At 68.2% G+C, this 12,328-nt stretch carries 13 protein-coding genes, 1 tRNA gene and 1 riboswitch; of the genes, 10 read left to right on the top strand and 4 right to left on the bottom strand.

Translation table 11 applies throughout. The features are described 5' to 3' along the window. Window positions 1–131 precede the first annotated feature (131 nt). The 9 genes from SY26_RS09100 (at window position 132) to SY26_RS09140 (ending at window position 9,088) form a co-directional block, all read left to right on the top strand. Window positions 132–1,295 carry an ABC transporter substrate-binding protein gene (locus SY26_RS09100; RefSeq protein WP_046000169.1) on the top strand — a complete coding sequence of 388 codons (1,164 nt, stop codon included), beginning with the start codon at window positions 132–134 and terminating at the stop codon, window positions 1,293–1,295. 4 nt (window positions 1,296–1,299) lie between these two features. Beyond that, window positions 1,300–2,217, top strand: coding sequence for a branched-chain amino acid ABC transporter permease (locus SY26_RS09105; RefSeq protein WP_046000170.1), 918 nt, complete (start codon window positions 1,300–1,302; stop codon window positions 2,215–2,217). Continuing rightward, window positions 2,214–3,158, top strand: coding sequence for a branched-chain amino acid ABC transporter permease (locus SY26_RS09110; RefSeq protein ID WP_046000171.1), 945 nt, complete (start codon window positions 2,214–2,216; stop codon window positions 3,156–3,158). The genes SY26_RS09105 and SY26_RS09110 overlap by 4 nt, the downstream gene beginning before the upstream one ends. Beyond that, the gene (locus SY26_RS09115; RefSeq protein ID WP_046000172.1) at window positions 3,155–3,895 is read left to right on the top strand and encodes an ABC transporter ATP-binding protein; all 741 of its coding nucleotides are present in this window, start codon (window positions 3,155–3,157) and stop codon (window positions 3,893–3,895) included. The genes SY26_RS09110 and SY26_RS09115 overlap by 4 nt, the downstream gene beginning before the upstream one ends. After that, window positions 3,895–4,581, top strand: a complete 687-nt coding sequence (locus tag SY26_RS09120; RefSeq protein ID WP_046000173.1) for an ABC transporter ATP-binding protein — start codon at window positions 3,895–3,897, stop codon at window positions 4,579–4,581. The genes SY26_RS09115 and SY26_RS09120 overlap by 1 nt, the downstream gene beginning before the upstream one ends. Window positions 4,582–4,676: 95 nt before the next feature. Continuing rightward, window positions 4,677–5,045, top strand: coding sequence for a hypothetical protein (locus SY26_RS09125; protein WP_157020454.1), 369 nt, complete (start codon window positions 4,677–4,679; stop codon window positions 5,043–5,045). Window positions 5,046–5,060: 15 nt separating this feature from the next. After that, on the top strand, window positions 5,061–7,157 hold the full coding sequence (locus tag SY26_RS09130) for a M10 family metallopeptidase C-terminal domain-containing protein (protein ID WP_052715205.1): 2,097 nt from the start codon (window positions 5,061–5,063) through the stop codon (window positions 7,155–7,157). Between the two features lie 76 nt (window positions 7,158–7,233). Continuing rightward, a complete protein-coding gene (locus tag SY26_RS09135; protein WP_046000175.1) occupies window positions 7,234–8,442 on the top strand; it encodes a YeeE/YedE family protein in 1,209 nt (402 codons plus the stop codon). A 1-nt stretch (window position 8,443) separates the two neighbouring features. Continuing rightward, window positions 8,444–9,088 carry a ceramidase domain-containing protein gene (locus SY26_RS09140; protein WP_046000176.1) on the top strand — a complete coding sequence of 215 codons (645 nt, stop codon included), beginning with the start codon at window positions 8,444–8,446 and terminating at the stop codon, window positions 9,086–9,088. A 7-nt stretch (window positions 9,089–9,095) separates the two neighbouring features. Here the strand turns inward: SY26_RS09140 and SY26_RS09145 are convergent. The 4 genes from SY26_RS09145 to SY26_RS09160 all read right to left on the bottom strand — a co-directional run bounded on the left by SY26_RS09145 (window position 9,096) and on the right by SY26_RS09160 (window position 10,833). Further along, window positions 9,096–9,172, bottom strand: a tRNA-Arg gene (locus SY26_RS09145). A gap of 52 nt (window positions 9,173–9,224) precedes the next feature. Next, complete coding sequence (tpiA, locus tag SY26_RS09150) at window positions 9,225–9,971, bottom strand: triose-phosphate isomerase (protein WP_046000177.1); 747 nt, start codon at window positions 9,969–9,971, stop codon at window positions 9,225–9,227. Window positions 9,972–10,028: 57 nt separating this feature from the next. Further along, window positions 10,029–10,400 (bottom strand): iron-sulfur cluster assembly accessory protein, encoded by a 372-nt coding sequence (locus SY26_RS09155; RefSeq protein WP_046000178.1) that lies wholly within the window; start codon window positions 10,398–10,400, stop codon window positions 10,029–10,031. A gap of 76 nt (window positions 10,401–10,476) precedes the next feature. Next, on the bottom strand, window positions 10,477–10,833 hold the full coding sequence (locus SY26_RS09160) for an SUF system Fe-S cluster assembly protein (protein ID WP_045981535.1): 357 nt from the start codon (window positions 10,831–10,833) through the stop codon (window positions 10,477–10,479). A 128-nt stretch (window positions 10,834–10,961) separates the two neighbouring features. Here SY26_RS09160 and tgt point away from each other — a divergent pair, with 128 nt between their 5' ends. Beyond that, entirely contained in the window at window positions 10,962–12,092 is a 1,131-nt protein-coding gene (gene tgt / locus SY26_RS09165) for a tRNA guanosine(34) transglycosylase Tgt (RefSeq protein ID WP_046000179.1), read from the top strand. A 67-nt stretch (window positions 12,093–12,159) separates the two neighbouring features. Continuing rightward, window positions 12,160–12,293, top strand: a riboswitch (FMN riboswitch). The last annotated feature ends 35 nt before the right edge of the window (window positions 12,294–12,328 follow it).

Below are 12,328 nucleotides of genomic sequence, written 5' to 3' on the forward strand. Positions count from 1 at the left end.
TTTTTTGGCGAAATGTTTTAAGCCTGAAATAATTTCTTGACAGGTCGCGCCCGCCTGTTGCGTTCTGGTGTCAAGGCATCCGAACCGGGCCGCGACCAACGCGGTCCCCGCCAACAGGGAAAGACCGCACCATGACCCAGACCCGTTCGCTGATCGCGGCGCTTGCCGCAACGACCGCCCTGGCCGCCCCGGCCATGGCGCAGGACGACACGCTGACCGTGGGCGTGCTGCTGACGCTTTCCGGCCCCGGCGCCGTTCTGGGAGAGATGGCGCGCGACGGCTTCCTGCTGGCAGCAGAGGAGATCGGCGATCTGGGCGGCATCCCGACCGAGATCATCGTGGTCGATGACGAACAGAAACCCGACGTCGCCGCCAACAAGGCCCGCGAACTGGTCGAACGGAACGGCGCGGACATCGTGGTCGGGCCGATCTTCTCGAACGTCGCGGGCGCCATCGTGCAGCCGGTGACCCAGGGCGGCGGCATCCTGATCAGCCCGAATGCAGGTCCGTCGAACCTGGCCGGAGCGGAATGCAACAAGGCCTTCTTCGCGACCTCCTATCAGAACGACCAGATGCACGAGGTGATGGGCGCCCATGCGCAGGCGCAGGGGTTCCAGAACGTCTTCCTGCTGGCCCCGAACTATCAGGCCGGGCAGGATGCGCTGGCGGGTTTCAAGAAGAGCTATACCGGCGGCGTCGCCGGAGAGATCTTCACCCAGATGGGCCAGCTGGACTATTCCGCCGAACTGGCCCAGATCGCCGCGATGCAGCCCGATGCGGTCTTTGCCTTCATGCCGGGCGGCATGGGCGTGAACCTGGTGCGCCAGTATCGCCAGGCCGGGCTGGAGGGCATCCCCTTCCTGTCGGCCTTCACCGTGGATGAGGCGACGCTGCCCGCGCAGGCCGAGGCGGCCCTGGGCTTCTTCGCCGGGTCGAACTGGGCGCCCGATCTGGACACGCCGGAAAACGCCGCCTTCGTCGCGGCCTACGAGGCGAAATACGGCCATGTGCCCGGCGTCTATGCCATGCAGGGCTATGACGCGGCCCGCCTGATCGACGGCGCGCTGCGCGAGGCGGGCGGAACCGACCGCGACGCGCTGATCGCGGCGCTGGAGGGGGCGCCCTTCACCTCGGTCCGCGGCGATTTCAGCTTTGGTCCCAACCACTTCCCGATCCAGGACTTCTACCTGACCACGGTCGTGCAGCGCGAGGACGGCAAGTTCGCCACCTCGGTCGTCGAGAAGATCTTCGACGACTATCAGGACAATTACGCCGCCAACTGTCAGATGAACTGAGCCGATGACCAGCCTGTTCCTGCTGCAGCTGCTGAACGGGGTGCAGCTGGGGGTCCTCTTGTTCCTGATCGCCGCGGGGTTGACCCTGGTGTTCGGGATCATGGATTTCGTGAACCTGGCCCATGGCGTGATCTACATGGTCGGCGCCTATCTGGTGGTGATGTTCGCGTCCATGACCGGCAGTTACGGGCTGGGCCTTCTGCTGACCCTTCCCGCGACGCTGGTCATCGGGCTGGTGCTGGAGGCGCTGATCTTTCGCAGGCTCTATGACCGCCCGCATCTGGATCAGGTGCTGGCGACCTTCGGGCTGGTCATGGTGGTGACGGAACTGGTCAAGATCATCTGGGGCCAGTCGCCGCTGTCGATCCTGCCGCCCGATGCGCTGTCGGGGTCGGTTCCGCTGGTGGGTGCCCTGCGCTATCCGGTGTTCCGGCTGGTGGTGATCGCGGCGGGGCTGGCGGTCGCGGTGGGGCTGTGGCTGGTCATCACGCGCACCCGCATCGGCATGCGCCTGCGGGCGGGCGCCACCAACCGCGCGATGGTGGGCGCGCTTGGCGTCGATATCGGGCGGCTGTTCACGGTGATCTTCGCCTTCGGGGCGATGCTGGCGGGGTTCGCGGGGGCGATGGTGGCACCCATCCTGTCGGTCGATCCGGGGATGGGGGAAAGCGTGCTGATCCTGGCCTTCGTGGTGATCGTCATCGGCGGCATCGGCTCGGTCAAGGGGGCGTTCGCGGGGGCGCTGCTGGTGGGGATCGTCGACACGTTGGGCCGCAGCTTCGGCCCGATCATCCTGCGCGCGGTTATGGAGCCATCCGCCGCCGCCCAGACCGGGCGCGTGCTGGCGCCGATGCTGGTCTATGTGCTGATGGCCGCGATCCTGGCCGCCCGGCCGCAGGGCCTGTTTGGAGCGCGCCCATGACCCGCTGGCTGATGCGCCGCCGGGTGGCGGCCTGGGCGATCTTCGGCGGTTTCGCCCTCTTGCCGCTGGTCGCGGCGCTGACGGGGGACCCCTATCTGGTGGTGGTGGCAACGCGCATTCTGGCCTTTGCCATGGCCGCCTTGGCGCTGGACCTGATCCTGGGCTATGGCGGCATGGTCAGCTTTGGCCATGCGGCCTATCTAGGCATCGGCGCCTATGCGGTGGCGATCCTGTCGCGCGCGGGCATCACCGACCTGGGCGCGCATCTGGGCATGGCGGTGGTCGCGGGGGCGGCCTTCGCGCTGGTCACCGGGGCGATCAGCCTGCGCACGCGGGGCATCTATTTCATCATGATCACATTGGCCTTCGCGCAGATGGCCTATTTCTTCTTCGTGTCGCTGTCGGCCTATGGCGGCGATGACGGGGTAACGCTGACCGCGCGGTCGACCGTGCTGGGGCAGGACTGGCTGTCCGATGACCGGGTGCTGTATTACGCGGCGCTGGCGATGCTGCTGAGCCTCTATCTGCTGTCTGTCGCGATCACCGGGTCGCGGTTCGGGCGCGTGCTGACCGGGGCGCGGGAAAACCCGCTGCGGATGCAGGCGGTGGGCTTCACCCCCTTCCGGTTTCAGCTGACGGCCTTCGTCATCTCGGGCGCGATGACTGCCATCGCCGGGGTGATCCTGGCCAATCAGGCCAGCTTCGTCTCGCCCTCCTACATGAACTGGCACCGCTCGGGGGAACTGGTGGTGATGGTCGTGCTGGGCGGCATCGGCAACCTGCTGGGCGCCATCGCCGGGGCCACGCTGGCGCTGCTGCTGGAGGAATGGCTGGCGCTCTTCACCGAACATTGGCGGCTGATCTTCGGTGCGCTGCTGATCCTGGTCGTGCTGTTCTCGCGCGACGGGCTGACGGGGCTGTTCAGGGGGCGCGGGAAATGAGCCTTCTCTCCGTGCGCGGGTTGCGCAAATCCTATGGCGCGCTGAAGGTCACCGACGATCTGGACCTGGAGGTCACCGAAGGCGAGCTTCACGCCATCATCGGCCCGAACGGGGCGGGGAAATCCACGCTGATCGCGCAGCTCTCGGGGCAGGCGGGGTCGGATGCGGGCTCGGTCCGCTTTGCGGGGGCCGAGATGATGGGTCGTCCCATGCCCGCCCGGGTCCGGGCGGGCATGTCGCGCAGCTTCCAGATCACCTCGATCCTGCCGGGCTTCACCGTGCTGGAGAACGTGGCCACCGCCGTGCAGGCCCATGCGGGCAGCAGCTTCCGCTTCTTCGCCCCGGTCGCAAGGGACGCCGACCTGAACGCACAGGCGCGGGACGCGCTGTCCCGCGTGGGCCTGTCCGACCGGGCGGACACCCGCGCCGGCAGCCTGTCGCATGGAGAGAAACGTGCGCTGGAACTGGCCATCGCGCTGGCCACGCGGCCGCGCCTGCTGCTGCTGGACGAGCCCCTGGCCGGGACCAGCGGGGCCGAGGCCGAGCGTCTGGTCCAGGTCATGGCGGGCCTGAAGAGGCAGGTGACGCTGGTGCTGATCGAACATGACATGGATGCGGTCTTTGCGCTGGCCGACCGAGTCAGCGTGCTGGTCTATGGCCGGATCATCGCGACCGGCACGCCCGATCAGGTCCGCGCCGATCCGGCGGTGCGCGCCGCCTATCTGGGGGATGCGTGATGCTGGTCGTCGAGGGGCTGCAGGCCGGTTACGGAGAGGCGCAGGTCCTCCACGACATCCACCTGTCGGTCGGGCAGGGGCAGGTCGTGACCCTGCTGGGCCGCAACGGCATGGGCAAGACCACGACGATCAGCACGATCTTTGGCCTGCTGGCGGCGCGGGGCGGGCGGGTCAGCATCGACGGGCGCGACGTGACCCGCGCCGCGCCGCACCGCATCGCGCGCGCGGGCCTGGGCCTGGTCCCCGAGGGGCGGCAGGTCTTTCCGACGCTGGACGTGCGCGAGAACCTGATCGCCACCGCGCGCCCCGGACACTGGACCCTGTCGCGCGTCCTTGAGCTGTTCCCGCGCCTGTCCGAACGCATGGGCCACAAGGGCAGCGAACTGTCTGGCGGCGAGCAGCAGATGCTGGCCATCGGCCGGGCGCTGATGACCAACCCCCGCCTGATCGTGCTGGACGAGGCGACCGAGGGCCTGGCCCCCCTGATCCGGGACGAGATCTGGTCCTGCCTGACGCGCCTGAAGGACCAGGGCGAGGCGATCCTGATCGTGGACAAGAACCTGTCGGCCCTAACCCGCTTTGCCGACCACCATGTGGTGATCGAGAAGGGCCGCACCGTCTGGTCCGGCGACAATGCGCAGCTTTTGAACGATTCCGCTGTGGCAGAACGGCATCTGGGCGTCTGACGGACGCACATCCCCCTTTACCGGCGCGGCCTGCGCGACATAATAAGATGCATTGGTCTGCGGCGACTGCCGCCCGTTTTTTTCAGGAATTCATCATGCGTCCGTCCGCGCGAATCGTGACCCTCGGTCTTGCTTTCGCGCCGCTGATGCTGGCCGCCTGCCGCGTCGATGCCGGCGGAGGCGGTGAGGCACCGACCGTCCAATGCGCCCCGGCCCAAGGTGTGGACATGGTCCAGGCCGATGCCCTGTGCGACGCGCTGCGCGCCCAGGACCCGAAAGGCGGGATGCGCCTGCGCGTCCTGGCCACGGGGCCCACGGCGTTGTCCGCACAGCTGGACCGCGTGACCGACCAGGGCGACCGGCCCGGCCAGCGGATGGATTTCAGCGTCACGGACCGGGACCTGCAGCCCGACGATTTCACCAGCTTTGCCCGCGACCTGCTGCGATACGGGTTGCCCGATTAGGAAAGAGCCGCACGCATGTGCCAGATCTGCGCCAACCTTCGTCCCTATGACAAATCCTGCGCCGGGTCGGAGTTCGCGGGTTCCACCGTCGATCTGCTCAGCGCGACGCTGCGCGAACAGGGCGACGCGCCGGGGGGGCGGGGAACCCCCTATCGCATGGCGCCGGGGGACGTGTTCAACGGCACGGTCGGATTTTCGGGCGACAATGACTGGGTGGCCGTCCGTCTGGAGGCTGGCACGACCTATCGAATCGCCCTGAACGGCATCAGCCTGTCGGACCCCCTGCTGGAACTGCGCGGCCCCGATGGCCGCGTGGTCGCCGTGAACGACGACGGGGGGCCGGGGCTGGACAGCCTGATCACCATCGCGCCCACGCAGACCGGGACCTATTACGTGAACGCGGGCGCCTATTCCGCGGGCACCGGCAGCTATCAGCTGGTCGTGACCGAGGCGCCCGTGCCCCGGCCCGCCCCGATGGCCGAGCTGGCCACCTATCTGACCGACGGCTTCTGGGCCGATACCGGACAGTCCGCGCGGTCCTTCGACATGTCGCGCGACAACATCATCACCTATGACTTCAGCGGCCTGACGCCGCAGGGCCGGGCGCTGGCGCGCGACGCGATGCAGGCCTGGTCGGCGGTCGCCAACCTGCGCTTCGTTGAACAGCGCGGCGATGCCGACATCACCTTCGATGACAACCAGGACGGGGCCTTTGCCCAGTCGACGATCATGGGCGGGCGCATCCTGCGGTCGTCGATCAACGTCTCCACGGACTGGATCTCGCAGGATGGCGCGCGCATCGGCACCTATTCCTATCAGACCTACGTGCACGAGATCGGTCACGCGCTGGGCCTGGGGCACCAGGGCCCCTATAACGGCAGCGGCAATTTCGCCGATGACGCGTGGTTCGTGAACGACAGCTGGCAGGCCTCTGTGATGTCCTATTTCGGCCAGGACGAGAACCCCAACATCGCCGCCAGCGGCGCCTATCTGGCGTCGTTGATGCCCGCCGATATCATCGCCATCCAGCGCCTGTACGGCGCCGCGGGTGCGGGGTCGCTGACCGCGGGCAACACGGTCTATGGCGTGGGCCATACGCTGGGCAGCAGCTGGCTGGGGCGCGTGTTCTCGGCGCAGGACGGGGGCTCTCACCAGACCGTCCAGAACGCGCGCGGCGTGGCGATGACCATCTATGACGCAGGCGGCCATGACGTTCTGAACTTCTCCAACGACGGTCAAGCGCAGCGGGTCGATCTGCGTCCCGGGGCCATGTCGGACATCTATGGCCTGCGCGGCAATCTGCAGATCGCCCAGAACACCGTGATCGAGGGCTATGTCGCAGGATCGGGCAATGACGCGGTCCATGGCAACGCTGCCGGCAACGTCCTGCGCGGCATGGGCGGCCACGATCGGCTGTCGGGCGGATGGGGCAACGACATCCTGCATGGCGGCGCGGGGAACGACACCCTGCTGGGGGATGTCGGTGCGGACCGGCTGTTCGGCGATGCCGGGAACGACGTGCTGACCGACCTGCAGGGCGACAATGCGATGGCCGGCGGGACAGGGGACGATCGCCTGACCGCGGGGGCCGGACGCGACAGCCTTTATGGCGACGATGGCGCGGACATCATCCTGGCGGGGGCGGGCGATGATCTGATCCGCGGCGGGGCGGGGTTCGACACGATCCGCGCCGGTGCCGGCCATGATCGGGCCGAGGGAGGCCTGGGCAACGACATCGTCGATGGCGGCTGGGGCAACGACCGCCTGTTCGGCCAGCAGGGCAACGACACGATGGTCGGCGGGCTGGGGGCCGATTCGATGGCGGGCGGACTGGGCGCGGACACGTTCCGGTTCTTCTCTGCCGCCGACAGCAGCCTTGCCGCGCCGGACCTGATCGTCGATTTCGACCCCGATCGGGATGTGATCGACCTGCGGGCGCTGGATGTCGACTATGTCGGACGCGGGCCGCTGGCGGGGGATGCCGCAGTGCGGTGGGACCACGCGAACGGGATGACCCGCGTGCTGGTCGACGTGGATGGCGACCGCCTGCCTGACATGCTGATCCGCCTGAGCGGCAGGCTGCAGCTGGACGCCGACAGCTTCCTGCTGTGAGGCGACCCGCGCGGGGCTTGCAAATTCCCCGCGACCGGGTCCATCTGCCTGCCAATACCGATGACAAGGACCGGCCATGGCATACGCACAGACCCTAACCCCCCGCCCCGGATTGGGCCTTCCCGGAACCGGGGCACTGGTTGTCCTGGGGCTTGGCACCATCGCGCTGGCGCTGACCCAGGGGGCGGCGCAGGGCGCGTTGTTCCTGGTGGGCGGCGCCTTGGGCATGTCGCTGTACCATGCGGCGTTCGGGTTCACCTCCGCGTGGCGGGTGTTCATCCTCGACCGCCGGGGCAGGGGCCTTCGGGTGCAGATGCTGCTGCTGGCCATGGCGGTGGTGCTGTTCTTTCCGGCCCTGGCATCGGGAACGCTGTTCGGGAACGAGGTGCGGGGCCTGGTCTCTCCGGCCGGGCTGGGCGTGATCGCGGGGGCGTTCATCTTCGGCATCGGCATGCAGCTGGGCGGCGGCTGCGCCTCCGGCACGCTGTTCACCGCCGGGGGCGGCAATGCGCGGATGCTGATCACGCTGGTCTTCTTCATCGTGGGGTCGGTGCTGGGCACCGTCCATTTCGACTGGTGGGCCAGCCTGCCTGCGTTGGAGCCTGTCGCCCTGTGGCAGCCGCTTGGTCCCTGGGGCGGGATCGCGCTGTCTCTGGCCATCTTCGGGGCGATCGCGCTGATCACGATGAGGGTCGAACGCAACCGCCACGGCACGCTGGAGCAGCCCCCCGAAAGTGAGCGTCACGGCATGGCGCGCTGGCTGCGCGGGCCCTGGCCGCTGGTCGGTGGCGCGGTGGCGCTGGTGGTCCTGAACTTCCTGACGCTGGCGATCTCGGGGCGGCCCTGGGGCATCACCTCGGCCTTTGCGCTGTGGGGGGCCAAGATCGCGCAGGCCATCGGCATCGACCCCACCGCCTGGGGCTACTGGCAGCGCCCCGCCAATGCCGAGGCGCTGCAGTCAAGCGTGTTCTCGGACGTCACCTCGGTCATGGATTTCGGCATCATCGCGGGGGCCATGCTGGCCGCGTCGCTGGCCGGTCGGTTCGCGCCGTCGCTGCGGATCCCGCTGCGGTCGGTGATCGCCGCGGTCGTGGGCGGGCTGATGCTGGGTTACGGCGCGCGCATCGCCTATGGCTGCAACATCGGGGCGTATTTCTCGGGGATCGCGTCGGGCAGCCTGCACGGCTATCTGTGGGCGGTGGCGGCATTCGCGGGCAACATGCTGGGCGTGGCCCTGCGCCCGTGGTTATTCATGGAACGCCGCACCAGCCGCGCCGACGGCTGAGATGGACTGGCTGGCCCCCGTCGACGCCTATTGCGAACGCACGGGGCCGGAATACTGGTCCGAACCCGTCAATGCGCTGACCAACCTGGCCTTTCTGCTGGCGGCTCTGGTCATGGCGCGGCGCCTGCGGGGACCGGGCATGGCGACGGGGCGCGTGCTGGCCGGGGTGTTGTTCGTCATCGGGCTGGGGTCCTGGCTGTTTCACACCCATGCCAACGGACTGACCGGGCTGATGGACGTCCTGCCGATCCTGACGTTCATCCTGATCTACGTGTTTGTCGCCACACGCGACTATCTGGGCGCCCGGCCTTGGGTCGCGGCGCTGGTGGCGGCGGGGTTCGTCCCCTATGCGGCGGTCACGGTGCCGCTGTTCGCGCAGGTGCCGGGGCTGGGATCGTCGGCCAGCTATGCGCCGGTGCCGGTGCTGATCCTGGCCTATGCGGTCCTGCTGCGGAACCGCCTGCCGCGCGTGGCGCGGGGCCTGGCGATCGGGGCGGGGCTGCTGACGCTATCGCTGATCTTTCGCACGCTGGACCAGACCAGCTGCGCCGTGCTGCCCATCGGCACGCATTTCATGTGGCACATCCTGAACGCGACCATGCTGGCATGGATGATCGAGGTCTGGCGGCGGCATCGGATCGGTTAGGGGATCTTGGTGCACCCGAAGGGATTCGAACCCCTGGCCTCTGCCTTCGGAGGGCAGCGCTCTATCCAGCTGAGCTACGGGTGCACGCGCCGCCTGATTACCCGGCGGGGTCAGGCGACGCAATGGTGAAAATCGATCAGGCGGCGTCCAGGGCCGTGATGATCGGGACAAAGTCGGCGGCCTTCAGGCTGGCGCCCCCCACCAGCGCGCCGTTCACATGCGCGATGGCAAAGATCTCGGCCGCATTCGCGGGCTTGACGCTGCCACCGTAGAGCAGCGCCACATCGGCTCCGTCGGACAGGCGCGCGGACAGGTGGTCGCGCATCAGCGCGTGCACCTGGGCGATCTGATCCAGCGTCGGCGTGCGTCCGGTGCCGATCGCCCAGACCGGCTCATAGGCCAGAACGGTGTTGCGGGCATTGGCGCCGTCCGGGACGGACCCGGCCAGTTGCGTGGCGATCACGTCCAGGGTGCGGCCGGCGTCGCGTTCGGCCTCGGTCTCGCCGACGCAGATGATGGCGGTCAGGCCTGCGGCATGGGCGGCCTGCGCCTTGGCGCGCACCATGGCGTCGGTCTCGCCGTGATCGGCGCGGCGTTCGGAATGGCCAAGGATGACGTGCGTCGCGCCCGCGTCGCGCAGCTGCAGGGCGGCGATGTCACCGGTATGGGCGCCCTTGTCGGCATGGTGGCAATCCTGCCCGCCGACCAGCAGGTCGCTGGCGCCGATGCGCGCCATCATCGGGTGGATCAGCAGGGCTGGCGGGCAGATCAGGACGTCGCAGGTTGCGCCTTCGGCGGCGGCGGCCATGTCGTCCAGCTGATCCAGCGCGGCCAGATCGCCGTTCATCTTCCAGTTTCCAGCGGCAAGTTTGCGCGGTGCCATGGGGGTCCTCCGTGGGTTCGGGACAGGCTTAGCCAGCGTCCCGCCCCCGCGCAAGGCTCAGCTCTGCGCGCGGCTGCCCTCGATCGGGGCAAAGTTCACCGACTCTCCGCAGCCGCAGCTGTCGGTGACGTTGGGGTTGCGGAACCGGAAGCCCTGTTCCAGCAGGCCGGTCTCATAGTCGATCTGGGTGCCGAACAGGAACATCTGCGCCATGGGCGCGATGATGACGCGCGCGCCGTCCAGTTCGACCACCTCTTCGTTCGGGGTGGGGGTCTGGGCCAGCTCCATGGTGTATTCCATGCCCGCGCAACCGCCCTTCTTCAGCCCGATGCGCAGACCATAGGCGTTCTTGCCCGCCATCAACCGCGCGATCTGGGCGGCGGCGGCGGGGGTGATGGTCACGGGAGGGGTGCCGGGCATGGCGAACATGGCGATATCCTTTCGGGCTTGGCGTCAAGATAGTCATCCGGGGGGCATCGGTTCAAGACCGCCCCCCGGCCGGCGATCACATGAAGCCCAGTTCCAGGCGCGCCTCGTCGGACATCATGTCCATGCCCCATTGCGGCTGGAAGGTCATCTCGACATCGACCTGCTTGACGCCTGGCACGGCTTCGACCGCGTCGGCGACCCATCCCGGCATCTCTCCGGCGACGGGGCAGCCGGGCGCGGTCAAGGTCATGATCACCCGCACCTCGGAGGCGTCGTTGATGTCGATCGTGTAGATCAGGCCCAGGTCGTGGATGTTGACCGGGATTTCGGGGTCATAGACGGTCTTGCACGCCTCGACGATGGGCTCGTAGAGGGGATGGTCGGTCGAAGACGGCGCGATCAGCGGCGCGCCTTCCATCAGGGGTTCGGTCATCGGAGCATCCTTCAATTCCGACCGATTATATAGGGCAGGCCCGCCCCGCGGTCCAGGGGGCGGCCCGCATTGCGCCGGGCGGGGGGCGGCGCTACAAGCGGCCGGTTCCAAAAGGCTCGGGCTGACCCATGACCACGCGTTTCGACTTCACCCTCCAGGCGACCGACGGCGCCGCGCGCACCGGCATCATCGACACGCCGCGCGGCCAGATCCGCACCCCGGCCTTCATGCCGGTGGGGACGGCTGCGACGGTCAAGGCGATGCTGCCCGACAGCGTGGCGGCCACTGGCGCGGACATCCTGCTGGGCAACACCTATCACCTGATGCTGCGCCCCGGTGCGGAACGCGTGGCGCGCATGGGCGGGCTGCACAGGTTCATGAACTGGCAGAAGCCCATCCTGACCGACAGCGGCGGGTTCCAGGTGATGTCGCTGGCGGGCCTGCGCAAGCTGACCGAGGAGGGGGTGACCTTCTCCAGCCATGTGGACGGGTCCAAGCATTTCCTGTCGCCCGAAACCAGCATGCAGATCCAGAAGCTGCTGGGCAGCGACATCGTGATGTGTTTTGACGAATGCCCCGCGCTGCCTGCGACAGAGGAGGCGGTGGCGGCCTCCATGCGCCTGTCGATGCGGTGGGCACAGCGGTCGCGCGACGCGTTCGGCGACCGTCCGGGGCACGCGCTGTTCGGCATCATGCAGGGCGGCGTCACCCGCGAGCTGCGCGAGGAGAGTGCCGAGGCCCTGCAGGCGATCGGCTTTGACGGCTATGCGGTCGGCGGCCTGGCCGTGGGCGAGGGGCAGGAGGCGATGTTCGGCGTGCTGGACTATGCCCCCGGTTTCCTACCGGTGGACAGACCGCGCTATCTGATGGGCGTGGGCAAGCCGGACGACATCGTGGGCGCGGTGCAGCGCGGCATCGACATGATGGATTGCGTCCTGCCCTCGCGGTCGGGGCGGACGGGTCAGGCCTGGACCCCGCGCGGTCAGGTCAACATCAAGAACGCCCGCCATCAGGACGACCCGCGTCCCTTGGACGAGGATTGCACCTGCCCCTGCTGCCGGGGCTATTCGCGGGCCTATCTGCACCATGTCTTCCGTGCCAAGGAGATGATCAGCGGCATGCTGCTGACCTGGCACAACCTGCATTACTATCAGCAACTGATGGCGGGGCTGCGCGACGCGATCGCGGCGGGGCGGCTGGACGCCTTCGTGGCAGAATTCCACGCGCGCCGCGCGGAAGGCGATATCGAACCCGTGTGACGCCGCGACCTTGGAAGGTTTTTCCCCGTCCGGGCCTTGGCGCGGGCAGGCGGGGGCGTTATCTTGATGGTGTTCTCAGGGCGGGGTGCAATTCCCCACCGGCGGTGACAGCCCGCGAGCGCCCCTTGCCACGGCAGGGGGGTCAGCAGATCCGGTGAAATTCCGGGGCCGACGGTATAGTCCGGATGGAAGAGAACCGCCTCGTGTGCCACCCCGGCGCGCGTGGTGGTATGCCT

The organism is Paracoccus sp. 228, assembly GCF_000967825.1.
Lineage (GTDB): Bacteria > Pseudomonadota > Alphaproteobacteria > Rhodobacterales > Rhodobacteraceae > Paracoccus > Paracoccus marcusii.